Origin of the sequence: Microcoleus sp. D3_18a_C4, from assembly GCF_036702415.1 — a bacterium.
Classification (GTDB): Bacteria; Cyanobacteriota; Cyanobacteriia; order Cyanobacteriales; family Microcoleaceae; genus Microcoleus.
On sequence record NZ_JAUBTI010000012.1, the window covers coordinates 37,965 to 61,790 of the forward strand.

Annotated in this window: 19 protein-coding genes; 13 read left to right on the forward strand and 6 right to left on the reverse strand. The window is 47.0% G+C overall.

What is annotated here, in order from left to right:
• The first annotated feature begins 398 nt into the window (after nucleotides 1-398).
• From pflB to clpS, 4 genes are all read left to right on the forward strand, one after another.
• Nucleotides 399-2,627, forward strand: coding sequence for a formate C-acetyltransferase (gene pflB, locus QUB16_RS08770; protein WP_333315557.1), 2,229 nt, complete (start codon nucleotides 399-401; stop codon nucleotides 2,625-2,627).
• A gap of 315 nt (nucleotides 2,628-2,942) precedes the next feature.
• Nucleotides 2,943-3,683: a pyruvate formate-lyase-activating protein gene (gene pflA, locus QUB16_RS08775; protein ID WP_333315559.1), complete on the forward strand. Its 741-nt coding sequence runs from the start codon at nucleotides 2,943-2,945 to the stop codon at nucleotides 3,681-3,683.
• Nucleotides 3,684-3,807: 124 nt separating this feature from the next.
• Nucleotides 3,808-6,441, forward strand: coding sequence for a bifunctional acetaldehyde-CoA/alcohol dehydrogenase (gene adhE, locus QUB16_RS08780; RefSeq protein ID WP_333315561.1), 2,634 nt, complete (start codon nucleotides 3,808-3,810; stop codon nucleotides 6,439-6,441).
• Between the two features lie 230 nt (nucleotides 6,442-6,671).
• Nucleotides 6,672-6,965 (forward strand): ATP-dependent Clp protease adapter ClpS, encoded by a 294-nt coding sequence (clpS, locus tag QUB16_RS08785; protein ID WP_333315563.1) that lies wholly within the window; start codon nucleotides 6,672-6,674, stop codon nucleotides 6,963-6,965.
• Nucleotides 6,966-7,053: 88 nt separating this feature from the next.
• On the opposite strand, the gene QUB16_RS08790 is transcribed toward clpS, so the two are convergent.
• Both QUB16_RS08790 and QUB16_RS08795 read right to left on the reverse strand, forming a co-directional pair.
• Nucleotides 7,054-7,554 (reverse strand): plastocyanin/azurin family copper-binding protein, encoded by a 501-nt coding sequence (locus QUB16_RS08790; RefSeq protein WP_333315565.1) that lies wholly within the window; start codon nucleotides 7,552-7,554, stop codon nucleotides 7,054-7,056.
• Between the two features lie 300 nt (nucleotides 7,555-7,854).
• The gene (locus tag QUB16_RS08795; protein WP_333315567.1) at nucleotides 7,855-8,973 is read right to left on the reverse strand and encodes a tocopherol cyclase family protein; all 1,119 of its coding nucleotides are present in this window, start codon (nucleotides 8,971-8,973) and stop codon (nucleotides 7,855-7,857) included.
• Between the two features lie 232 nt (nucleotides 8,974-9,205).
• Between QUB16_RS08795 and QUB16_RS08800 the strand changes: the two genes are divergently transcribed.
• Nucleotides 9,206-9,787, forward strand: coding sequence for an Npun_F5749 family FMN-dependent PPOX-type flavoprotein (locus QUB16_RS08800; RefSeq protein WP_333315568.1), 582 nt, complete (start codon nucleotides 9,206-9,208; stop codon nucleotides 9,785-9,787).
• A gap of 98 nt (nucleotides 9,788-9,885) precedes the next feature.
• Here the strand turns inward: QUB16_RS08800 and cysE are convergent, their stop codons facing one another.
• Both cysE and QUB16_RS08810 read right to left on the reverse strand, forming a co-directional pair.
• Entirely contained in the window at nucleotides 9,886-10,692 is an 807-nt protein-coding gene (cysE, locus tag QUB16_RS08805) for a serine O-acetyltransferase (RefSeq protein WP_333315570.1), read from the reverse strand.
• Between the two features lie 147 nt (nucleotides 10,693-10,839).
• The gene (locus tag QUB16_RS08810) at nucleotides 10,840-11,322 is read right to left on the reverse strand and encodes a hypothetical protein (protein WP_333315572.1); all 483 of its coding nucleotides are present in this window, start codon (nucleotides 11,320-11,322) and stop codon (nucleotides 10,840-10,842) included.
• 126 nt (nucleotides 11,323-11,448) lie between these two features.
• On the opposite strand from QUB16_RS08810, the gene QUB16_RS08815 reads away from it, so the two are divergent.
• A complete protein-coding gene (locus QUB16_RS08815; RefSeq protein ID WP_333315574.1) occupies nucleotides 11,449-11,709 on the forward strand; it encodes a hypothetical protein in 261 nt (86 codons plus the stop codon).
• Nucleotides 11,710-11,884: 175 nt separating this feature from the next.
• Nucleotides 11,885-13,711, forward strand: a complete 1,827-nt coding sequence (mrdA, locus tag QUB16_RS08820) for a penicillin-binding protein 2 (RefSeq protein WP_333315575.1) — start codon at nucleotides 11,885-11,887, stop codon at nucleotides 13,709-13,711.
• A gap of 232 nt (nucleotides 13,712-13,943) precedes the next feature.
• Here mrdA and QUB16_RS08825 read toward each other — a convergent pair whose 3' ends face one another.
• Nucleotides 13,944-15,698 carry a DUF3352 domain-containing protein gene (locus tag QUB16_RS08825; RefSeq protein WP_333315577.1) on the reverse strand — a complete coding sequence of 585 codons (1,755 nt, stop codon included), beginning with the start codon at nucleotides 15,696-15,698 and terminating at the stop codon, nucleotides 13,944-13,946.
• A 115-nt stretch (nucleotides 15,699-15,813) separates the two neighbouring features.
• On the opposite strand from QUB16_RS08825, the gene QUB16_RS08830 reads away from it, so the two are divergent.
• On the forward strand, nucleotides 15,814-16,440 hold the full coding sequence (locus QUB16_RS08830; RefSeq protein WP_333315578.1) for a Uma2 family endonuclease: 627 nt from the start codon (nucleotides 15,814-15,816) through the stop codon (nucleotides 16,438-16,440).
• Nucleotides 16,441-16,449: 9 nt separating this feature from the next.
• Here QUB16_RS08830 and QUB16_RS08835 read toward each other — a convergent pair whose 3' ends face one another.
• Nucleotides 16,450-17,055 carry a pentapeptide repeat-containing protein gene (locus QUB16_RS08835; protein ID WP_333315579.1) on the reverse strand — a complete coding sequence of 202 codons (606 nt, stop codon included), beginning with the start codon at nucleotides 17,053-17,055 and terminating at the stop codon, nucleotides 16,450-16,452.
• 135 nt (nucleotides 17,056-17,190) lie between these two features.
• On the opposite strand from QUB16_RS08835, the gene purL reads away from it, so the two are divergent.
• The 5 genes from purL (at nucleotide 17,191) to QUB16_RS08860 (ending at nucleotide 23,375) form a co-directional block, all read left to right on the forward strand.
• Nucleotides 17,191-19,824: a phosphoribosylformylglycinamidine synthase subunit PurL gene (gene purL, locus QUB16_RS08840; RefSeq protein ID WP_333315581.1), complete on the forward strand. Its 2,634-nt coding sequence runs from the start codon at nucleotides 17,191-17,193 to the stop codon at nucleotides 19,822-19,824.
• A gap of 280 nt (nucleotides 19,825-20,104) precedes the next feature.
• Entirely contained in the window at nucleotides 20,105-22,141 is a 2,037-nt protein-coding gene (locus QUB16_RS08845; RefSeq protein WP_333315582.1) for a bifunctional serine/threonine-protein kinase/formylglycine-generating enzyme family protein, read from the forward strand.
• A gap of 243 nt (nucleotides 22,142-22,384) precedes the next feature.
• Entirely contained in the window at nucleotides 22,385-22,633 is a 249-nt protein-coding gene (locus QUB16_RS08850) for a type II toxin-antitoxin system ParD family antitoxin (RefSeq protein ID WP_333315584.1), read from the forward strand.
• On the forward strand, nucleotides 22,630-22,932 hold the full coding sequence (locus QUB16_RS08855) for a hypothetical protein (RefSeq protein WP_333315586.1): 303 nt from the start codon (nucleotides 22,630-22,632) through the stop codon (nucleotides 22,930-22,932). Before QUB16_RS08850 ends, QUB16_RS08855 begins: the two co-directional genes overlap by 4 nt.
• Nucleotides 22,929-23,375 (forward strand): hypothetical protein, encoded by a 447-nt coding sequence (locus QUB16_RS08860; protein ID WP_333315588.1) that lies wholly within the window; start codon nucleotides 22,929-22,931, stop codon nucleotides 23,373-23,375. The genes QUB16_RS08855 and QUB16_RS08860 overlap by 4 nt, the downstream gene beginning before the upstream one ends.
• Nucleotides 23,376-23,826 lie beyond the last annotated feature (451 nt).

Here is a 23,826-nt window from a genome sequence, read left to right on the forward strand (position 1 = left end):
ACAGTTAGACCGCAGGCTTCTTTTTCCTTTTTTTTCTCATGCTTTTTATAGTGAGGTAGTTCCACCCCCACTTGCTAATATAGTATCAGAGTATTTTCAGAGCATCAAGGGGTATAAAAGAATAATTGTCGCTTTGGGTACCTACACCCGACGAGCCTTTCATCACGCGGGCGTAATTCCCAACGGGGTACGGGGCGCAGCGCTGTGATTAATCCCCTCTAAATATACGCCCGGGACTTCCCGGCTGGTAGTTAATTCTTCCCACGGAATTAGCAAGTCAATTTTTGTAACAAATAGCGAACTGAGGATTTAAAATAGTGAAATTAAATATATACTGGATGTAGTGGTCGAAGAAGAAAAGATCGATCGCTAACAAAAAATTGAGGGGAAAGCAAGCTATGTTTGCAGAATGGCACGGCTTTACTGAAGGCAACTGGACAAACGAAGTCAACGTCAGAGACTTCATCCAAAAGAATTACACCCCCTACGAAGGGAATGCAGAATTTCTCGCAGCACCAACCGAAAAAACCCAGCAGCTTTGGCAAAAAGTTCTGGAATTAATGAAGCAAGAGCGCGAAAAAAGTGTATTGGATGTTGATACAAAAGTTCCCACATCTATCACGGCTCATGCAGCAGGATACATCGATCGCGACTTAGAACAAATAGTAGGTTTGCAAACAGATAAACCTTTGAAACGCGCGATTATGCCCTTTGGCGGAATTCGGGTGGTCAAGGCCGGTTTAGAAGCTTACGGCTATCAGCTAGATGAGCAAACAGAAGAAATATTTACGAAATATCGCAAAACTCATAACGATGGTGTATTCGATGTTTACACGCGCTCGATGCGTCTGGCGAGACGTTCTGGTATCATCACAGGTTTGCCAGATGCCTACGGACGCGGGCGGATCATCGGTGACTATCGGCGCGTTGCTCTGTACGGTGTCGATCGCCTAATTGATGATAAAAAAACCCAGCAAGAATCACTCGAACTAGAGGCGATGGACGAGGCAACAATTCGTTTGCGCGAAGAGTTATCCGAGCAAATCCGGGCCTTGTTTGAGTTAAAAGAAATGGCTGCTAGCTACGGCTTTGATATTAGCCGTCCGGCAGCAAACGCACGAGAAGCTGTCCAGTGGGTGTATTTTGGCTACTTGGGAGCAGTGAAAGAACAAAACGGGGCAGCGATGTCTCTGGGGCGCGTATCGACGTTTTTAGACATTTATTTCGAGCGCGATTTGCAAAGTGGCGCGAGTTCCGAAGTGGAATTGCAAGAACTGATCGACCATTTTGTAATGAAACTCCGCATGGTGCGGTTTTTGCGAACTCCCGACTATAACGCTCTGTTTTCTGGCGATCCAACTTGGGTAACAGAGGCGATCGGCGGTATAAGCACTGACGGTAGAACATTGGTAACTCGTAACAGTTTCCGATTCTTGCACACCCTGTCAAACCTCGGTACTGCACCAGAACCAAATCTTACCGTTTTGTGGTCGGAAAACTTGCCGGAAAATTTCAAAGAATTCTGTGCCAAGGTATCCAGCGATACGAGTTCGATTCAATACGAAAACGACGACTTGATGCGTCCTCAATACGGCGATGATTACGCGATCGCCTGTTGTGTTTCCGCCATGCGAATTGGCAAGCAAATGCAGTTTTTCGGCGCGCGAGTTAACTTGGCTAAGACTCTGCTCTATGCGATTAACGGCGGTAAAGATGAGAAGTCCGGCGAGCAAATCGCGCCGCAGTTCCCACCGATTACTACCGAATATCTCGATTATGACGAGGTAAGAGCCAGGTTCCAAGAAATGATGGCGTGGTTGGCAAAAACGTATATCAATACGCTGAATGTCATTCACTATATGCACGACAAATACTGCTACGAACGCCTGGAAATGGCATTGCACGATCGCGATGTTTACCGGACAATGGCCTGCGGAATTGCCGGATTGTCGGTGGTGGCGGACTCCCTATCGGCGATTAAACACGCTAAAGTTAAGGTGAGTCGCAACGAGCAAGGTTTGGCAGTGGATTACTCGATCGAAGGAGAATATCCCAAATACGGCAATAATGACGATCGCGTAGACAGTGTGGCGATCGAACTCGTGCAAAGCTTCATGAACGAAATTCGCCAGCACAAAACCTACCGTGGGGCTGTAGCGACTCAATCGGTACTCACGATTACCTCTAACGTAGTGTACGGCAAAAAAACTGGTAGCACTCCCGACGGACGTAAAGCAGGCGAACCCTTTGCTCCCGGTGCTAACCCGATGCACGGCCGAGATTCCTGTGGGGCGATCGCATCCTTATCTTCTGTAGCAAAACTGCCTTACAGTGATTGTCAAGATGGCATATCGAATACTTTTTCGATTGTACCGCAGGCCTTGGGCAGAATGGAGAGCGATCGGACTAATAACCTAGTTAGTCTTATAGACGGTTACTTCCACGATGGCGGCCATCACATCAATGTTAACGCCCTCGATCGGCAAACATTACTAGATGCGATGGAACATCCAGAAAACTATCCCCAGCTAACAATTCGCGTCTCCGGTTATGCGGTTAATTTCATCAAACTTACCCGCGAACAGCAATTAGATGTGATTAAACGGACTTTCCACGAACGCGTCTAAATCCCAGCCGAAAAAACTCGGCGGTTGAAACCGCTCAATAGTCAAACTTTCATCCGAACAGAGGGGGACTGAAGAAGCTGTTAAACAATTAAGCTCAATCCCCCCCTAGCCTTAAGAAAGAAAGGGAGAACCGGAAACTCGGAAAATCCCCCTTCGTAGGGGCGGTGCGACCCCTACTCCCCGTGCCCGCCCTAGGCGCCGGGGGAGCGAGTCTCGGCTATAAACAAGAGATCCGAAAAGTTTTCCGGCTATTGTTAATCCCGACCTCCCGCTCCTCCGTCCTCTCAAAATCCTTACCAACAAACAGCAAATTAAATGTCTGGAATTGGTCGCATTCATTCAATCGAAACATTTGGTACCGTAGACGGCCCCGGAATCCGGTTTATCGTCTTCACCCAAGGCTGTCCCTTACGCTGTCTTTACTGTCACAATCCCGACTGTCGCAATTCCCACGACGGTAAAGAAGTAACCGTCGATTATTTAATCGATCAAATTACAAAATGTAAATCCTACCTGCGGAAAGGAGGCGTTACAGTCAGCGGCGGCGAACCGTTGATGCAGCCGGATTTTGTCAAAGAAATCTTTACCCGCTGTCATCAAATGGGTTTGCATACAGCGCTGGACACATCAGGATTCTGTGTTTTAGAAGTTGCTAAACCGGTTCTAGAAAAGACCGATCTGGTTTTATTGGACATTAAATCCTACATTCCCGAACTGTATTACAAAGTCACCAACGTTTCCATCGAGCCTACTTTAGCAATGGCCAAATATCTCAGCGAAATTGGCAAACCGACGTGGATTCGATTTGTTCTCGTTCCTCACCTCACAGATCACATCGAAAACGTAGAAAAATTAGCGGAGTTTATTGCCAATCTGAACAATGTGGAAAAAGTAGAAGTATTACCATTTCATAAAATGGGAGAATACAAATGGGAACAATTAAAATTTGATTACGAGCTCAAGGATACACCTCCAGCTTCACCGGAGCTCGTGCAACAAACAGTTGATATTTTTCGCAGTCGCGGGGTCAATGCGATCGGAGCTAGCGGTATATAATAATTAAAAGACCGCGTACACAAGTCACCCACAATCTTGAAATTATCGGCGTCGATCGGCGGGTTCCTTACCAATCAAAGATTGAGGCAATAATTTTTCCGAAATAAACATCAGGCAAAATAACATGAAAGTTACCAATTTAGATGAATTAGAAGTCCTAATTCAAAAAGTGAAAGCAGCCCAAGCTGAATTTGCCACCTACACTCAAGAACAAGTCGATCGCATATTCAAGCAAGCAGCTTTAGCCGCTAATGCCGCCCGCATTCCCTTAGCCAAGGCAGCAGTCAAAGAATCGGGAATGGGAGTCATCGAAGATAAGGCAATCAAAAATCATTTTGCCTCGGAAATGATTTACAACAAATACAAAAACGACAAGACTTGCGGTATCATCGAGTCCGATCGGCATTTTGGCTACGAACGCATTGCCGAACCCGTGGGAGTGCTGGCGGGAATCGTTCCTGTAACTAACCCGACTTCCACCACCATCTTTAAGTCTTTAATCGTGCTCAAGACGAGAAATGGCATTATATTTTCGCCCCACCCCCGCGCCAAATCCTGCACGGCTGCGGCGGCAAAAATCATCCTCGATGCTGCTGTAGCAGCAGGAGCACCACCGGATATTATTGGGTGGATTGATGAGCCAACTGTGCCACTTTCCCAAGCTTTGATGCAGCACCCCGATATCAAACTAATTTTGGCAACTGGCGGGCCGGGAATGGTAAAAGCTGCCTACTCTTCAGGGCATCCCTCCCTCGGTGTCGGCGCGGGAAATACTCCCGCCATCATCGATGAAACCGCCCACATCCAAATGGCTGTCAGCTCAATTTTGCTCAGCAAAACTTTCGACAACGGCACGATTTGTGCTTCGGAACAATCGGTGGTTGTTGTGGATGAGGTGTACGATGCAGTGCAACTGGAATTCATCAAGCGCGGTGCTTATTTCCTGAATGCGGAAGAACGGGAAAAAGTGCGGCAGGTAATCTTAATTGATGGTCGATTGAATGCCGAAATTGTCGGACAATCCGTGCAAAAGGTGGCGCAGATTGCTGGTTTTACAGTGCCGTCAAACATCAGGGTTTTGATTGGAGAAGTGGAGGCGGTAGGTAAAGAAGAACCCTTTGCTTGTGAAAAACTTTCGCCGATTCTCGCCATGTACCGCGCCAAGGACTTTACTGAAGCAGTAGACAAAGCTGAAGCGCTGATAATTTTTGGCGGACACGGACATACTTCTGTACTCTACACGGCTCCGCACAATCAGAAGCACATTCGTTATTTTGAAAGCAAACTAGAGACTTCGCGGGTGCTGATTAATACGCCTTCTTCTCAAGGTGCGATCGGCGATTTGTACAATTTCCGCCTCGATCCCTCCCTTACCCTCGGTTGTGGTAGCTGGGGCGATAATTCGATTTCTGTCAACGTGACACCCCATCACCTGCTGAATATCAAAACCGTAGCAGAACGGCGCGAGAATATGCTCTGGTTCCGCATTCCTCCCAAGATTTATTTTAAGTCGGGTTGTCTTCCTGTAGCTTTGAGGGATCTTGCAGGTAAGAAACGTGCTTTGATCGTGACGGATAAACCTTTGTTTGAATTGGGATTGACTAAGGAAGTCACAGATAGTTTGGAAGAAATCGGCATCGATCACTACACATTTTACGATGTGGAACCCGATCCTTCGCTGGCTACTGTTCGCAAAGGTTTAGAAATCTGCAATAGTTTCCGTCCAGATGCGATTATTGCCTTTGGTGGTGGCTCGCCGATGGATGCTGCTAAAGTAATGTGGCTGATGTATGAGCATCCAGAAATTGAGTTTGAAGGATTGGCGATGCGGTTTATGGATATCCGCAAGCGGGTATACGAACTGCCGCCTTTGGGTTCAAAGGCAATTATGGTGGCAATTCCAACTACTTCGGGAACGGGTTCGGAAGTCACGCCTTTTGCGGTTGTTACGGATGAACGATCGGGGATTAAGTATCCGCTTGCAGATTATGCTCTGACTCCGAGTATGGCGATCGTCGATCCAGAACTTACGCTGAATATGCCCCGAAAACTGACTGCTTACGGTGGCATTGATGCGCTAACCCACGCTTTAGAAGCTTATGTTTCTGTGTTGGCTTCTGAGTATACAAATGGTTTGGCTTTAGAAGCGATTCGTTTGCTGTTTAAATACCTGCCCAGCGCTTACAAAAATGGTGCTAACGATCCGAAAGCGCGGGAGAAAGTACATTATGCTGCTACGATGGCCGGGATGGCATTTGCCAACTCTTTTCTGGGGGTTTGTCACTCAGTGGCTCACCAATTAGGTGCAACTTGCCACGTCCCTCACGGTTTAGCGAATGCGCTGATGATTTCCCATGTAATTCGCTACAATGCAACGGATGTTCCGTTTAAACAAGCGATTTTTTCTCAAAACAAGTATCCTAACAGCAAGTGGCGTTATGCTCGAATTGCGGACTATCTGAATTTGGGCGGCGATACAGAAGATGAGAAAGTTGAGAAGTTGATCGAAGCGGTGGAAGCTCTCAAGCGTGAGGTAGAGCTTCCTAGCACGATTCAGGAGGCGATCGCCAGTCAGGGAATGAGTGATGATTTCTTTTTTGCTCGCGTGGAGGAAATGGCCGATCGCGCTTTTGACGATCAGTGTACCGGAGCGAACCCCCGCTATCCGCTGATTGAAGATTTAAAGCAACTTCTGGTGCAAGCGTATTCTCACAGCGGCGACACTTCTGAGGTCGATCGAGTGTTAACTGTAGTTTAATCGGCGCGGTGCAATAGATTTCTCCTCAAAAGCCTGTCAATGGGGGGTAGGATGCCTAACCCCTACTCCCCACAGGACTTTCTGGAGAAATCTAACGCAGGGCCCGGTGGTGAAAATAAACCCCGAACCGGATCAAAATACCAAGTAGGGGTTAAAAAATTGTGAAATTGTGTTATGATGTTAGAGGTAACTATTTTACAAATCTTGTAGTTTCAGTGGCTGTTCGCGCGATGACCTCTTCACCAACCATAGCACCCGTTCGATCGAGTCAAGTTACCCGCAAACCTTATCCCAACTATCGGGTAATAGTCCTCAACGACGATTTCAACACATTTCAGCACGTTGTGGAATGTTTGACCAAATACATTCCAGGGATGACGAGCGATCAAGCTTGGAAACTCGCCAACCAAATCCACCACGAAGGCCAGGCCACCGTCTGGGTTGGCCCGCAAGAGCAAGCAGAACTTTATCATATGCAATTGAGCCGTGCTGGACTGACAATGGCTCCGCTAGAGTCTATTTGAAAAGTGTCTAGGGGGCCGAAAGTTCGATCTATTTTCGGTAATTAATCTGAAATTGATAGGATGTCCGGTGAGGCGACGGAGATTGGGGTTAAGAGGCGATCGTAATTTTGCCAATCATCCCTGCTTCCGTATGTCCGGCTACCGTACAGCGCAGGTTGTAGGTTCCCGATTTCATCGGCACAAACACCCATTCTGCCATAGCGCCCGGTTTAAGTTCCAATTCGTGAATACTTCCTTTAATTTCCACTTTCCCAGCTTCAACTTTTTGAGTCCAACTCGCATCAGCAAAGTTTTTAGCAGTAAAATAATGTTTCTGCGAACTGGGATTTTTCAGCACTAATTTATAGCGCTTTCCCGATTCAAATTCTAGCAAATTGGGAAAAAACTTAAGTTCCCCAGCTTCGTTACCCAAACTAACAGTAATTTCGGTGACAGGTTGGCGAGACAAATCACCGGCCGCACTAGCAATTGCCGCCGGCATCAAGATTGCGATCAAACATAAAATTAGTCCCAAAATCACCTTGAAAGTTTTTTGTAACCGCTGGCTGCGGTAGAATTTGCCTAATTGCAAACCGAGTAAATTGATCATGGCTGTTCTGACTACTGTTAACTATAGCAATCCTAAATCATTTCATAATTATTGTAGGGGCAATCCCCCCGTGGTTGCCCGATAGATAGGGGGTAGGCTGCTACGCATTTAAATTGAATCCAGAGACGGGCAGGATGCCCGTTCCACAATAATTATAGAAAAATTGACTGTCAAATTAGGTGTACAACAGCTTAGGCAAAGAAAGGCACTACCCCTACAAATTTATCTGAATCATTTAGGATTGCTATATTAACTGACAACTGACTACTGACTAATGACTACTGACTAATGACTACTGACTTAATTCGATCGCCAAACTTCATCCCAAGGCCCGCCCCCAACTTCCAAACCCGATAAAGAACTTTGAGCCTCTAAGATAATTCTAGAACGCTGCTTGCCATTTTTTTCAACATTTCCCCCCAACAACTCTCGCAGTTGCAAGCGCAATTCGCCGTGCGTCGTATCCCGGCAGCAAAAAGCCATGCCTTTTTCTGTAGGAGTTCGCACATAAGTACCAGGACTGTTTGTAGTGCCAATTAACTCAACTTCAAACTGACTGTTTCTCGCCTGCATTTTCCAGCTTCCCCAGGGTTCAATATTCCAACTAACTTGGGAATTCCAAGGCACAAATTCGTAAAATTTGCCTCGGTAATGCAGACAAATCATTGCTACCGATTCCATCCACCACAGCACGCCCCGCTTGCCGCCGCCAGCAGTTAAAGCTAAATCGCTTTCGCCTTGAAAACAATTGCAATTAACCCAAAACCACTTTTGCGGAAAAGCACCGCCCCAGTTTTTTTCGCTGTAAGCAGGAGCATCTTTAAATTCGTAGCGTTCGTCATTCCAATCGATCCAGCCCGTGGCTAAACCGTGAGCCATTAAAATTTGCCATCCCGGTTCAAATATGGGTAGAAAAGATACTATTCCCGCCGTAGATTTCTGGATTTCCTCAGAGTTTCCCCAGCCATAAATAGGTTTAATTTCGTACTGCCAAAAACAGTGGCTGCCGCTTCCGGGATCGTGCAAATAACCTTGATTCAAAGTAGCAGTCGCTTGATAGCCTTCTTCGACGCGGCTGTCGAATACTTGCGGCTCTAAAAATTGGGGTTGAATTTGTAAATCTGTTCTGCCCCAATGTCCGAAACCCAAGCTTTCTCGGTGCGCCCAAAACTTATTTACATCGGGAAAGGTGCGGCACAAATAGCTATCTTTCGGGCCGAGAATCTGAGCAGCACCGCCACTGTAAGGTTGACCGCCTCTGGGGTCTTCGATGGAATACATGAATGCAAAGGATTGTCCGTGAATCGGTAATGTTATTCGGTAGTACCAGCCTTCAAAAAAGCGGCGGGAACTGCCGTCCCAGTGGTAGCCACTGTGGGGAGTTTCAATAGTTTTGAGTTTTGAGAGTGAATTTGACATAGAATTACCAATAGCAGAAAGAAGAGTCATTAGTCAGGAGTCATTAGTTATTAGTTATTAGCTAGCAGTCATTAGTCAGTAGTCAGAAGGAAGAAGGAAGAAGGAAGAAGGAAGAAGAAAAACCCGAAACTATGCCCAATTCCCTATTCCCCATAACTACTGACTAAGGACTAATGACTACTGACTAAGGACTAATGACTAATCCCATTACCAATATGATAGGTTATTAATTATGTCTTTAGCACTTTGGCGATCGCCCTTAGCTCGCGCGCTCCACCGCAACCGGAGTCTTGCTTTTGCCCGCTACTTGCAACTAGCAACTGTTCGGGCTACCGGGCGTCCGGCCAACCGCACTGTGGTGTTTCGAGGCTTTTTAGCAGATACTAATCAGTTAAAGTTTATTACAGATATTCGCAGCCAAAAAGCAGAGGAGATTAATCTCTATCCTTGGGGGGAAATTTGCTGGTATTTCCCGAAAACTCGCGAACAATTTCGGATTGCTGGAAAGCTAGTTTTGGTAGGGGCCGATTATCCAGAGGCCAAGTTGTGCTCATCGCGGTGCACAACTTGGCAGGAGCTTTCTGAGGCGGCTAGATCACAGTTTGCTTGGCCGCATCCGGGGGATGACAAAGCCGAGGCTAGTGCTTTTGATTCTGCTTCCCCAAATGCGATCGAGCCGCTGCCTAATTTTTGCTTGCTGTTGTTGGAACCGGAAACGGTGGATTTGTTGGAGTTGCGGGGGGAACCGCAAAACCGGTCGCTTTATCGCCGCGACGGGGAGGGAAATTGGTCTGTGCGATCGGTTAATCCTTGAAGTCAGTTGACTGTTAACTGTTGACTGTTGACTGTTGTCAGTAGGAAAGTTTTAAGTTGAAAAATTCCCAATGAAAAACTCAACACTCAAAACTATTTTTAGATGCCGCTGCCGTCTAAAAATTCTTGAATTGCTTTATCTTTTAACTTGCAGCTAGGGGTTGTAACTAGCTGTGTTTTTTCGGCTAAGGCTACATTGCTGGCTTGGTTTAAAGCTTCTGATACTGAGTAGAAATTGTGGGAATTGGGATCAGAAGTTAAGGAGACAGATGGTTGAGGAAGCAAACTTTTTACTTGCTGTTCCAGGGACTCGATACGATCGAGCAAAGAGCGAATTACCACAGCTTCCGAATCCGGCAAACTGCCGTGTTCTAGGGGATTGACGCGCACTCCCGATCGATAGACGATGCGGCCGGGAATCCCTACTACGGTGCAGTCAGATGGTACGTCGCGGAGCACGACGGAACCGGCGCCGATGCGAACGTTATTGCCAATTTGCAGATTGCCGAGTACCTTGGCGCCGGCACCGACAACTACATTTTCGCCGACGGTAGGGTGACGCTTGCCGCTTTGTTTGCCAGTTCCGCCAAGGGTGACACCTTGGTAAATTAGGGCAAAATCCCCGATAATCGCTGTTTCGCCGATCACAACCCCCATACCGTGGTCGATGAATACGCTTTTGCCGATGGTTGCCCCTGGGTGGATTTCAATTCCGGTCAAAAAGCGAGCAATGTGGGAAATCAAGCGGGGGATGAAGGGAAGCCCCAACACATAAAGCCAGTGTGCGAGGCGGTGCAGCACTAGGGCCTGAAGACCGGGGTAGCAAAACAAAACTTCCAGCCAGTTGCGAGCGGCAGGGTCGCGATCGAAAATTATACTGAAGTCAGCTCTAAGAGTCTTTAGCACTTTCGGAGTTACCTATTTTGGTTAAACACGCCACTTTCGATTTTACATTTTACTGGATGGCGGAAGTGAGCGGTCGATCGGGAGGGGGGAGAGGGGGGTAGAATTTGACTACATTTTATTGTCACCATCCAACAGCGCCGCTGCGTTCTATTCCTGTACTGAGATTGTATAGTTAGACTGGACTCCGGGTTCGAGAGTACCTACCCAAATCCTGTAAGAGCCTGCTTGCCAGTTTGAATCAACTATGCCAGCATCTTTATTCTGACCTATATCGTCTCCGCAGCGCACCGCATTACCGGGGCCTTGTACGAGTAAGGTTGTGTCCTTGCCTCCGCTGTTGATTTGGAGTGTGAGTTTTGAAAATTTTTGCTGCAAGACTATGATGTGGTCGGGAGTTGGGGTGGCAAAACCCAAACATTTGTTTTTGTGGCGATCGGCGTTGGCTATGACAGATAGAGAGTACGATCCGCCTGTGGAACCTCTCAAAACTGCTGTTGGGGCTGCAAAACCTCGCGATAAAGTTAAAGTGCCGAAATTGGCTGTTTCTGCTAAAACTGGTAGGGCGGCGATCGCCGCGATCGCACCCAAGAGCGCACCGTTTTTGAAATTGGCTCCCTGATTAAACCACATGGCAATACTCCTCGGTCAGAACTTAAAATCACAACTCAGAATTTACCCATCGCAGCCCCTAGAATAAAAACTATGGAGGAAGAATATTTTTTAAATTAGTTCAAAACCTCCTGGCTTCTCTTCCTTATGTCTATCAGGACAATCCCTGTACGATCGCGCTCGCTTGTGCCAGTCGGATTTCTGCCACAGGCGATCGACTCATATCCGAAATTGTACGGTGTCAAGATGATAAATTTGATACTTCTAGTCTTGCTGTTGGCGATCGGTTCCCTATTGACACAGGCCTTGGTATTGTTACCTATAGGTCTATCGGGCTGGCTCCACATCCCTAATTGGCTGAGCCTGGCCTTGATTTTTCTGGCTATTTCTTGGTGCTTGGGGGATTAGTCAACAGTCAGCAGTCAACAGTCATGAGTGATGAGTTATTAGTTGTTAGTCAAAAAATTATCAATCATTCCGCTTCCCCCAAAGGTCAAGGCCAGATTGGGCCCGGTTTGATGATGTATACTTCACAATTGACAATCAGAAACCTAAAATCTAGGATTTGACATCTACCTATAGAATGATGCAACGACAAGTTTATTCGATATCAGCATTTCACTCTTCTGACAAAACCCTGGGGGAAACTCCTAAGAAACACGATCGCCCGATACACCGGGCGATCGTGTTAATGCTGGTGGCAACAGGTTTGCTGGGCCTGCACGCTAGTCGGCTGGTGGAATTGCAACTGATACAAGGCAAGCAACACCGGGAACGAGCCGAAAACAATCGCGTTCGCCTAGTGCCCATGCCGGCGAATCGCGGACAAATTATCGATCGCAAAGGCAAGTTGCTAGCGGCAAACAATTTAGCTCGATCGGTATATTTGTGGCCGAAAGAACAAACGCCGGAACAGTGGAAAGCGACAGCAGAAAAGTTGAGTCCGCTGGTTAAAATCCCGGTCGAAGAAATTTTAAAAAAAATAAAAGAGGTCGATCCTCAATCCTATAGACCGGTGCGGCTCAAGCAAGCAATGCCGCCAGAGGTGTTTGTGCCACTAGCAGAAGAGGTGGGACAAATGCGGGGAGTGGAAGTGAGGCCAGAAGCGAACCGCTACTATCCCGAAGGCAGTTTGGCGGCTCACGTTATTGGATATATTGGCGAAGCTACCGCAGCAGACTTGGAAGCTCATCCTGAATATCCGATGGGGATGATTGTAGGTCAGATGGGCATAGAAGCGAGCTCTAACCAGAAGATTGCCGGAGTTTGGGGCGATCGGCTGATCGAGGTAAATGCCCAAAATCAAGAATTGCGGCTGATGGGAGAGACACCGCCCAAACCCGGTGAGGCGGTGCAGCTAACCATAGACTTGTCCATGCAAAAAGCAGCCGAAAAAGCCCTGGGGAACCGCCGGGGAGCAGTAGTGGCGCTGGATGTCAAAACCGGGGCGGTATTAGTTATGGCCAGCCACCCGACTTTTGACCCCAATCTGTTTACGCGAAAAATCACTAAGGATGAGTGGGAAACTCTTCAAGACCCGGAAAATCCATTTTTGAATCGGGCCACGCAAGGCTATCCCCCCGGCAGTACCTTTAAAATTGTGACTTCCGTCGCGGGCCTGGAGTCGGGCAAATTTTCGCCGGACTCAATTCTGGGTACTTCGTCTTACATTACTGTGGGGGGAATTGATTTTAACGAACACAGCGGCGGTTTCGGCGACATCGGCTTTCGGGAGGCCTTGGCTTTCAGCAGCAATACGTTTTTTTATCAAATGGGGATTAGTACCGGGCCGGAGCAAATTTCTAAGTGGGGACACCGCCTGGGAATTGGCAAGGAGACGGATTTGAATCTTTTGGGGCTAGGCGGCGGCGATCACGGTCAAGCCCCGACGCCGGCCGAGAAGGAGAAAATATATAAAGAACCTTGGTATGCGGGTGATACGGTAACGATGTCGATCGGGCAGGGGTTGGTGTTGATGACTCCTTTGGAGGGGGCGGTGATGGTGGGTTCGATCGCTAATGGGGGCTATCGCGTGAAGCCTCATCTTTTGACTTCCATGACCGGCACAGCGGAGACTCAACGGGTACATACGGGGATGAAACCTTCAACAGTTCAGGTGGTTAAGGAAGGACTGATCGCGGTGGTTGCCCAGGGTACGGGACAGGGATTGAATGACGGTTCGATTCCGCTGACAGCGGGCAAAACAGGGACTTCGGAGGTCATCGGACAGGAGGATCACTCTTTGTATGTGGCCTTCGGGCCCGCTGACAAGCCGGAAATTGCGATCGCCGTGGTTGTGGAAAATGGCGGTTATGGTTCTGTTGCCGCGGCCCCGATCGCCAAAGAGGTATTTCAAGCTTATTTTGGGCCACAGAAAAATGTGAAGCAGCCAGTAGTTATTAGTCCTTAGTCCTTAGTCCTTAGTCCTTAGTTATTGGGAATTGGGCATTGGCCAAACAGGGCATTGGCCAAACAGGGCATTGGGCATTGGCCAAACAGGGCATTGGGCAAACAGGGCATTGGCCAAACAGGGCATAGTTTCTTGTTTTTCCTTCTTCCTTCTTCCTTCTTCCTTCTTCCTTCTTCCTTCTGACTACTGACTACTGACTACTGACTACTGACTAATGACTAATGACTACTGACTAATTGAGCCGCATAAAGATTGTAGCTTTGCGAATTCCTGTTATTTCTCCCGTACTGGTGACAGTGAGCGATCGCAAGTGATCGAACAATGGTCTTGCCGAAAGTTCAATTAACCTCAACAGCGGGATTTGTTTTTCCCAAATTGCCCTGCTGGAGGGCCAGTCTAAATAAAAATAGCCGTCGTTAGATGGCGGTAGCGGTTCAATGCTGGTTTGAAAATCTTGATTGGCAACTAAAGAGCCTGTTTCTGCTGCTTCTAGTGCTGCGTCCATTGCTTCTACTGAAGTGGTGAAAATTTCGTATTTGCCAACAGTGGCTCGGACTCCTTTTGCCTCGGTTTCGATCGCACTTTTTCTATTATTTTCTTTACCATAATTGGGACTCGTTGTCAACTGCGTCCAAGCGGTAATTTTCTGGTTTCTGAGAGTGAAGCTGCCGATGCTGTATTCTTTGCTGCGGGCAATTTCATCGAGTTTGTCGAGATCCTTTTGGGAATCAGCAGATTTTTCGGCTGCGAAAATCCAGTCGGCACTATTTGACGAATTCGGAACCACTGCTAAAGCGTATTCTCCTTGTACCCAGTTAAATATATCCTGCGGCAGGTTGACGCCCCAAACTTGCTGAATATCTCCCAGGGTGCGATCGACTAAATTTGAGACTTCAGTGTTAGTGGACACCGCCGATGACAAATCAGCCCAAAAATTCCTTAAATCGGTGCTGGCGACCGCGAAAGGACTCGCTGAGGGAATGTATTGCAAGGCTTGCACTGGTTCGGAGAGTGTTGGAGAAGCTGTGTTTTCTCGCGATGTCACTAAAGCAGTTTGAGCCAGCAATCCCCGTCGGTTGACTCCGACAGCAACTGCGAGGGAATTAAGAGAAACTTGGGGATTTTGCTCGGTTGCTGATTGCGGGAGATTGACAAATGCTAAAGCGATTCTGCCTTGAGTTAGCTGCTGCAAAGCTTTTTGATATTCCGGGGTATTGTTGAGACTTAAGTTGGCTGATTCAACGTTATTAATTGCATCTCTAATCACAATCGGGTTATTGGAAAATAAAACAAAATTTTGATTATTCCCAGAATTAAAATTACCGCCGATGGCTGCTGTTGCGAAGCTGGATGGCAACTTGGAAGTCGGCAGAGAAAACGGGTTAAAAGGCGAAAGCGAAGCAGATTTTTTCTGGGATATTGGTGCTTGTTTATAATTAATTTTCACGCCTTTATATATTTCCGACTGCACTGTTTTATCGCCACGAGATTGTTTGCGCCAGTAGGAGTCGAGAAATTGTTGGCTGCGATCGACATTTTGGGAGGAAACGGCCAGCAAAAACCCGGCTTGTTGGCCGTTACTGCCGTCGCCATCGAAATCTGGGTTTGTGACGGCGAGGGTAATTTCGTCACCTATCCAAGGTTGGATATCTCGACTGTAATCGAGGCCTGTATTGCCGAGGAGACTTTTTTTGATTTGCTCAAATTCTGCGTGCGATCGACTTCTTTCTTCGGGAGTGGCAAAAACTTGTCGCAATGCTTCGAGGCGATCGGGATTTACCAGCATTGAAGCTAACAAAGGTGTTTGTTTCGAGACAAACACAGCCGCAGCAGGAGTAGTTGTCGGCCCGCCGGCGAGCAAATTCAGGGGAGTTTGAGTTGTCAGCCAGTAAAAACCACCGGCACTCAAGCCTAAGAGTGCCAAGACGCCAGCAATGAGGAAAGAAAAGAACGATCGCAACTTCATACAACAAGGACTAATGACCACAGTCTATTATTAACTAGAGTAGCGCATGACCGTAGCTGTCGGCAGATACTTTTTGTTCAGTTCGCAAAACAAAAAGATCAACTAAAATATACTCAAGCTTTAAAACCCAAGTAAAATGCTAACAATATCAACGCCCCCCGAACAGCGAGTTTTACTGCCCAATATCAGTTGGCAGTTATATGAAAGCCTGCTAGGGGAACTGGGCAACCAACGTTCCACCAGAATTGCTTATCATCAAGGTCAATTAGAAATTATGGTGCCACTACCGGAACATGAAAATCGCAACAGGCTGATCGATCGCTTAATTGTAACTCTGATAGAAGAACTTAATCTAGAGTACAACCCCTTTGGTTCGATGACTATTAAAAAACGCCCAAAAGCAGCGGGGAAAGAACCAGATTCCTGTTATTATATCCAGAATGAAGCACTGGTCAGAGGGAGAACAGAATTAGACTTTGCTCAAGATCCGCCGCCAGATTTAGCACTGGAAATTGATATTACCAGCAGTTCCTTAAATCAATTCGATTTATATGCAGATTTAGGCGTACCAGAAATTTGGCGGTACGACGGACGAAGCATCAAGTTTTATCAATTGCAAAATGGCGAATATGCCGAGTGCAATTTTTCGCGGGCTTTTCCGATGCTACCCACTGCAAAAGTTGACGAATTTATCGATCGGTGTCAAACTACAGGCGCAACCACAGCAGTGCGAGAATTCCGGGAATGGGTAAAAAATCAGTAATTGTGCAGTCTACCACCGCACTCCTCGCGCGTCGGAAAAATCTGCATCTAGAACCGCCCCCGGATCGAATACAGCATCAGTTAAATCAGCTTTTCTAAACGACGTTACCGACAATTTTTCTATCTGTTCAACAGCGATAAAAAATCCGATCGCCGTTAACCCAAGAATTACCCCAGAAACCAAAAATAAGACAATTCCCCTGAGAGTATCTCCGCCCAAAAATGTCACAATACCGCTAGCGCCGATCGCAGCAGCAGCCCCAGCCACAGCCCCAGCCACAATTCCAGCCTCGCACCGAGTCGCAGCAATCGCCGTAGCAGCGGTTCCAGCCACCGCCGCAGCCCCCGCATCCGCCCCGGCTATCAGTCCCGTCAAAGCCCCAGCCGCCGTCACTGTCACCGCAGTCACCCCAGCCCTAGCAATCAAATTTCTCACCCGCCTGCGGCTTTGTCCGGTTCTGACACCCTGAAAATTTGCCCCCCTCAAAATCGCCCCGGTGAAATTGCAGCCTCGAATGTCGGAACCGCTGAAATTCGCCCCTGACAAGTCAAGCCCTTTAAAAGAACGGTTCCGCAAGTTTTGGTTAGCAAAATTGAGATTTCGAGGTAAAGTCATTCGATTTTAGATTTTAGATTTTAGATTTTAGATTCACAACCCAAAGGGCTGGGATTATAGATTTTAGATTATAGATTTTAGATTAACCAACCAAAGGGCATTTAAAATAAAGCCTGTGGTTTATAACGAGTTTCCATGTCTCCCATCTCCGAATCCCCATTTTCCCCGGAACAAATTGCCGGTGAAAGACTCACACCTGAAGAATATCAAGAAATCGTTCAGCGTCTTGGCCGCCACCCTAATAAAGCTGAATTGGGAATGTTCGGCGTCATGTGGAGCGAACACTGCTGTTACAAAAATTCGCGGCCACTATTAAAACAGTTTCCCACAGAGGGCGATCGAATTCTCGTCGGGCCTGGAGAAAATGCCGGCGTCGTAGACTTGGGAGACGGCTTGCAACTCGCCTTCAAAATTGAATCCCACAACCACCCGTCAGCAGTCGAACCTTTCCAAGGTGCAGCAACCGGTGTAGGGGGGATTCTCCGCGATATCTTCACAATGGGTGCTCGTCCCATCGCACTTTTAAATTCCCTGCGTTTCGGCAATTTAGACGATGCTAAAACTCAGAGGTTATTCAAAGGCGTAGTATCGGGAATTTCCCATTATGGAAATTGCATCGGCGTGCCCACAGTTGGCGGCGAAGTTTACTTCGATCCTGCTTATTCCGGCAACCCGCTAGTTAACGTCATGGCCTTGGGTTTAATGGAAACTCAAGAAATCGTCAAATCCGGGGCATCGGGAATCGGAAATCCAGTGCTTTACGTCGGTTCAACTACGGGGCGAGATGGCATGGGAGGAGCAAGTTTTGCCAGTGCAGAATTGACCGACAAATCAATGGACGATCGCCCCGCAGTCCAAGTAGGAGATCCATTTTTAGAAAAATCCTTAATTGAAGCTTGTTTAGAAGCATTCAAAACCGGTGCAGTCGTCGCCGCCCAAGACATGGGTGCGGCCGGAATCACCTGTTCCACATCAGAAATGGCAGCCAAAGGCGGCGTCGGCATTGAATTCGATTTAGACAAAGTTCCCGTTCGAGAAAGCGGCATGATTCCCTACGAATACCTGCTTTCAGAATCCCAAGAACGGATGTTGTTTGTTGCCCAAAAAGGACGCGAACAGGAATTAATCGATATTTTCCACAGATGGGGATTGCACGCGGTAGTAGCAGGGACAGTCATCGAAGAGCCGATCGTCCGAATTCTATTTAAAGGCGAAATCGCTGCCGAAATTACCGCAACTGCTTTGGCAGATAACACGCCAATTTATCACCGAGAACTGTTGACAGAACCGCCAGAATATGCTAAAAAAGCATGGGAATGGACGGCGGATTCGCTGCCACAATCCACAGTTAAAGGTATCGAAATTAACGGCCATTTCCAAACTTGGAATCAGATTTTGCTGACGCTTTTAGATACTCCCACCATCGCTTCTAAACGCTGGGTTTATCGCCAATACGACCATCAAGTGCAAAACAATACTGTTGTTTTACCGGGAGGCGCTGATGCTGCGGTTGTCAGATTGCGTCCGCTAGAACCTTGCCAATCTTCCCTTGCTAACGGGCTAGAAGAACCCCCCCAACCCCCCCTTGCTAAGGGGGGGCTAGAAGAGGAAGCAGATGCTATCCCCTTATTTAAAAAGGCACAGAATAAAGAAACTCCCGACCTTTCTCCCCCCCTTAGCAAGGGGGGGCCGGGGGGGGTTATTCCCGGAGTTGCTGCAACGGTTGATTGCAATTCTCGTTATGTTTATCTCGATCCTTATGAAGGTGCAAAAGCAGTCGTAGCGGAAGCAGCGAGAAATTTAAGCTGTGTGGGCGCTGAACCTCTCGCAGTTACTGATAATTTGAATTTTGGCAGTCCTGAAAAGCCGATCGGATATTGGCAGTTAGCGTCAGCTTGTCGCGGGATTGCTGATGCTTGTCGCGAGTTGGGAACGCCTGTTACTGGCGGCAATGTTTCTCTTTACAATGAAACTGTTGATGCTGAGGGGAATCCTCAACCAATTTATCCGACTCCGGTAATCGGAATGGTGGGGTTAATTCCCGATTTGACCAAGATTTCTGGCCAAGCTTGGCTAAAGAAAGGTGATTTAATTTATGTGCTGGGAATGGGGCGGCACGACACGGATGATGACACGGATACACGGATGGATTTGGGCGAATCTTCGCTATCTGAAAATTCCCAAGCGCACGACACGGATGATGACACGGATACAGGGATGGATTTGGGTGAATCTTCGCTATCTGAAAGCTCAAAAATCGAAACTTCTCCTACTTTGGGAGGTTCGGAATATTTAGTGGCAATTCACGGGATTGTCGCTGGGAAACCGCCAAGGATAGATTTTGAGTTGGAAAGAAAAGTGCAATCGGTTTGTCGCGATGGAATTCGGCAAGGTTGGGTAGGTTCGGCCCATGATTGTGCGGAAGGTGGAATTGCGATCGCCCTCGCGGAATCTTGTATTTCTGCTAAAATGGGTGCTGAAATTCATCTCAGTTCTAATTCAGCAAATGTCAACCGCTGGGATGAAATTTTGTTTGGTGAAATGGGCAACTGCATTGTAGTTTCAGTCGCACCGAAAAATCAAGAAATTTGGGAGTCTTACCTGCAAGAACATTTGACCAAAATGTGGCAGAAAATTGGTTTAGTTTGCTGTGCTGAATCACCTTTGCGGGTTGTGAGTGCTGACAATCAAGTGTTAATTGAGGTTGCGATGGGTGAGATGGGCGATCGATTCTATAATGCGATCGAGCGTCGGATTGCATCTGTCTGACAACGTGAAGTTTCGATCCCCCTAAATCCCCCTTAAAAAGGGGACTAGGGGTTGACTTTGAATACTCTTGTCCCCCCCTTCTTAAGGGGCGGTGCCCCCGTGCCCGCCCTTCGTAGGGGCGGTGCCCCCGTGCCCGCCCTTGGCTAGGGGGTATCTCCGGGTTTAAAACACGCCCAATAACCCCAACTTCTTACAAAATTCACGATTCTTGCAAAAACATATTACATAAATCCGGGTTCTTAGACACTATACAATATAAACAATATCATTCCTAAAATAAATGATTTGCTGCATCAATCCCGACTGCCCCAATCCTCAAAACCCCGACGGACAAACATATTGCATTAGTTGCGGTATTCAACTCGTACCCATCCTGCGAAATCGTTTCCGCATGATCAAACTCCTCGGTCAAGGTGGCTTCGGCAGAACCTATTTAGCAGAAGATATTGATAGACTAAATCAACGCTGTGTCGTTAAACAATTAGCACCCGATGTCCAGGGAACGTGGGCGATTAACAAAGCGGTAGAATTATTTCAGCTAGAAGCTAGACAACTGCAACAGCTAGGACAACATCCGCAAATTCCATCCCTAGATGCCTACTTTGAAGACAACAAATATTTGTATCTCGTACAACAGTTTGTGGATGGGGATAATTTGTTGACGCTTTTCCAAAATCAGGGAATTTGGCAAGAAAGCCAAGTTAAGCAACTATTACTCGAACTTCTACCTGTTCTCAAGTTTGTTCACGAACAAAAAATTGTTCACCGAGATATCAAGCCAGAGAATATTATGTGCCGTCGCAGCGACGGTGTGTTAGTGCTGATTGATTTCGGAGTTTCAAAACAGTTGTCGGGAACAGTGATATCGCGACAGGGAACGCAAATTGGTTCGCATGGTTATGCACCGCTTGAACAAATGCAAGGGGGTGAAGCTTATGCAGCCAGCGATTTGTTTAGCTTGGGGGCGACGGCTTTTCATCTACTGACGGGGGTACATCCTTATGGTTTGTGGACGGAGCACGGTTATAGCTGGACTGGAAATTGGCAGCAACATTTGAAAACTCCCATAGACAAGGGATTGGAATTGATTTTATCTAAGTTGTTGGCAAAAGATATCCAGCAGCGCTATCAATCAGCAGAGGAAGTTTTAAGAGATTTTCAACGTCAGTCAACACAATCTCCCGCACCGACACCAATTCCCACAATTCCTGTGATTCCACAGCACTCTTTGCCGTTACGAACTAACACAACAAGGCGAGGTTTCTTGCAATTAGCGGGTTTTGCTGGGGGAGGCTTTGCATTAGCTGTGCTGGGTCAAAGTTTGTTGAACAACAAATCTTCTTCATCTTCACCAAATCTTCCACCTTCATCCAACAAGGCGGCCCCATCTCCTAAATCATCAGGTCAAAAATCATCTCCAAAAACTACAGCCAAAAGTTCATCGCCAAAACCATCTCCACAATCTGTAGCAGAAAGTCCCTCGCCAAAACCATCTCCAAAACCATCTCCCAAACCCGCACCAGAAACTCCAAAACCTACGCCATCTTCCAATGCTTTAAAAAGCTTTAGTTTTGAAACAGTGACCGTCAACTCAACGGGGCAAATTGCCAACCGCCGTCAAGGAAAAGCACAGGCTTTTATAGAAAATATGGGGAATGGTATTACTCTAGACATGGTAGCAATTCCTGGTGGCAGTTTTGTGATGGGTTCCCCCGATACGGAAGCCGGACGAAGTAGCTATGAAGGGCCGCAGCGTACCGTGAATATCCCTGCTTTTTTTATGGGTAAATATGAGATAACTCAAGAACAATACCAAGCGGTGATGGGAAATAACCCTTCTGAGTTCAAAGGTGCGAAACTTCCTGTCGAAAAAGTAAGCTGGAATGACGCTGTGGAATTCTGCAAGCGGCTTTCTAAAAAAACAGGCAAGACTTATCGCTTACCTTCACAAGCGGAATGGGAATATGCTTGTCGCGCCGGAACTAAAACACCTTTCTATTTTGGTGAAACCATTACGCCGGATTTAGTTAATTATAATGGCAATAATCCCTACGCTGGGGCATCGAAGGGACTTTACCGCAAACAAACAACTGATGTCGGGAATTTTTCACCCAATGCTTTTGGACTTTATGATATGCACGGAAATGTTTGGGAATGGTGCAGTCATCTCGACAACGATCGAAGCGATCGCCGGGTGCGGTGTGGCGGTTCCTGGAAGGACACTGCGGTGAATTGTCGCAGTGCGTATCGTCTTAGCAATTTGGCGGGCGATGGTTACTCGGACATCGGTTTTCGCGTGGCTTTGGTTTCCGCGTAGTCTCTGGTTTCTGGTGTTGTGCTTTAGTCTCCCGCGAGGACTATTCTTTTAAGACTCGGCAGTTTTAACCTGGTTGATAAATATAGTCCTGGACGCATCAAAAGCTTCATAACCGGGTTTTTTGCGGTTTCTGCGGTCTGTAGCGCGTCTTCTGGGCAAAAAAACCCGGTTTCTGACCACCCGTGCATAAGTCCTATAATAGTTAAAATAGGCCAAGGTCACACATCAGGAAGGATAAAAAATATGACCATCAATCTTCCTCTTCCCGATTCAATTGAAAATTTTATTAACGAACAAGTGGCAATCGGAGGCTACAGTAATGCAGCGGAATACATCTTGCACCTAATTCGCCAAGAACAAGCAAGACTCGCGCGGGTTGAGTCGTTATTGTTGGCTGGTTTGGATAGTGGCAATTCTATAGAGATTACCGATGATTGGTGGGAGCAAAAACGCGCTCAGTTGGTGCAGAAACTTGACCCACAGCAGCGATGAATGTAGCATCTCAGCAGTTGCCTAATTTAACGGCCCAAACCAAGTCAGAAGCCCTAGTGATTATAGCAGATAGCGGCTTTGTATTCAAAACTAAAACAGAGGGTGGATATGAAACATTCGAGCATCCTGATGGTAGTTTAATTCATATTAGACCCGCTGGTGAAATTGTCCGAACCGGGCCTAAAATTAAAAACGATCGCGGTAAAAGTTACCGCCGCCGATACGACCAGTTTGGCAATCAGATTCAATTTATCCCAGGTTCAAGCACCCACAGTACCGGAGAAAATATAATTCTATGACTCTTACAGCCGATCGCCCTTTAAAACATTTTTGCATAGAAGACTTGAAAAGTGCCGACCTTGCAGGCATTACTCTAATCCCCCAACCTTTAACCTTGCGCTTAGACTTTACATTCGGAACCGGGATTTATGACACTTCCATCGAATTCTATCAACTCGTTCATCAGGTAATCTCTCAACCAGTCCACTCCGACTCAGAAGAGTCTTGCTTCTGGGTGGGTAACGCAGAATTAAGACAATTGACAGAAGATAAGAGTCAAATTTTATCTACTTTGTCCTATCCTTTTCAAAATCAAGCCGGTTTGGTTGAGACAGGTTCTTCGTCCCTTTTCTACTTTCGACTGGAAGGGGATATTTGTATCGAAGTAGTTTGCGGTAGTTACAAAATTTTTCAAGAATTGGAATCGGCGGTGGAAACCACGTCTACCCCAACGAAAACCTGATGGTGCGTGGGTTGAAGCTGTAGGGTGCGTCGCCCGAAACAATCTCCAAGTAAGAGGCCAATCTCATAGCGACGCACCTACACAATACGACATTACTTAATACTCGATCGCGCCCAAAATTGACATTACATGGCCGCACAGATTCCCATGATGATATAGTAGGTCAATTCCCTGAAAAAGTCAAGCTCGATCGCCCTTAAATTCTAATATTTCAAAAAGCCCGTGAAGCAATTTTATAATTTATTTGCCCTTGCACGATCGCCTATCTCTTCGTTCCCCTCTGTTGGGACGAGAGTTTGACTCTTAAGCGATTTCAATCGACTGCTGGCGAATTTAAAAGTGGTTTCACCCCTCACCCGTAAAAATAGTGGCTTTGGACTAAATATTTAATTAACCATATAGCTATTAAGTAGCCAGAACGAAAGAAAATGCTGCATTCGTGATGTGAGGG

Excerpts from the sequence above, each read along its gene's own strand:
- QUB16_RS08800 (WP_333315568.1), top strand. The coding sequence starts at position 9,206 with ATGTCTTTAGCACTTTGGCGATCGCCCTTAGCTCGCGCGCTCCACCGC.
- clpS (WP_333315563.1), top strand. The coding sequence starts at position 6,672 with ATGACCTCTTCACCAACCATAGCACCCGTTCGATCGAGTCAAGTTACC.
- QUB16_RS08790 (WP_333315565.1), bottom strand. The coding sequence starts at position 7,554 with ATGATCAATTTACTCGGTTTGCAATTAGGCAAATTCTACCGCAGCCAG.
- QUB16_RS08815 (WP_333315574.1), top strand. The coding sequence starts at position 11,449 with ATGTCTATCAGGACAATCCCTGTACGATCGCGCTCGCTTGTGCCAGTC.
- mrdA (WP_333315575.1), top strand. The coding sequence starts at position 11,885 with ATGATGCAACGACAAGTTTATTCGATATCAGCATTTCACTCTTCTGAC.
- QUB16_RS08835 (WP_333315579.1), bottom strand. The coding sequence starts at position 17,055 with ATGACTTTACCTCGAAATCTCAATTTTGCTAACCAAAACTTGCGGAAC.
- QUB16_RS08795 (WP_333315567.1), bottom strand. The coding sequence starts at position 8,973 with ATGTCAAATTCACTCTCAAAACTCAAAACTATTGAAACTCCCCACAGT.
- QUB16_RS08850 (WP_333315584.1), top strand. The coding sequence starts at position 22,385 with ATGACCATCAATCTTCCTCTTCCCGATTCAATTGAAAATTTTATTAAC.
- pflB (WP_333315557.1), top strand. The coding sequence starts at position 399 with ATGTTTGCAGAATGGCACGGCTTTACTGAAGGCAACTGGACAAACGAA.
- pflA (WP_333315559.1), top strand. The coding sequence starts at position 2,943 with ATGTCTGGAATTGGTCGCATTCATTCAATCGAAACATTTGGTACCGTA.
- QUB16_RS08810 (WP_333315572.1), bottom strand. The coding sequence starts at position 11,322 with ATGTGGTTTAATCAGGGAGCCAATTTCAAAAACGGTGCGCTCTTGGGT.
- QUB16_RS08855 (WP_333315586.1), top strand. The coding sequence starts at position 22,630 with ATGAATGTAGCATCTCAGCAGTTGCCTAATTTAACGGCCCAAACCAAG.
- QUB16_RS08860 (WP_333315588.1), top strand. The coding sequence starts at position 22,929 with ATGACTCTTACAGCCGATCGCCCTTTAAAACATTTTTGCATAGAAGAC.
- adhE (WP_333315561.1), top strand. The coding sequence starts at position 3,808 with ATGAAAGTTACCAATTTAGATGAATTAGAAGTCCTAATTCAAAAAGTG.
- purL (WP_333315581.1), top strand. The coding sequence starts at position 17,191 with ATGTCTCCCATCTCCGAATCCCCATTTTCCCCGGAACAAATTGCCGGT.
- QUB16_RS08830 (WP_333315578.1), top strand. The coding sequence starts at position 15,814 with ATGCTAACAATATCAACGCCCCCCGAACAGCGAGTTTTACTGCCCAAT.
- QUB16_RS08845 (WP_333315582.1), top strand. The coding sequence starts at position 20,105 with ATGATTTGCTGCATCAATCCCGACTGCCCCAATCCTCAAAACCCCGAC.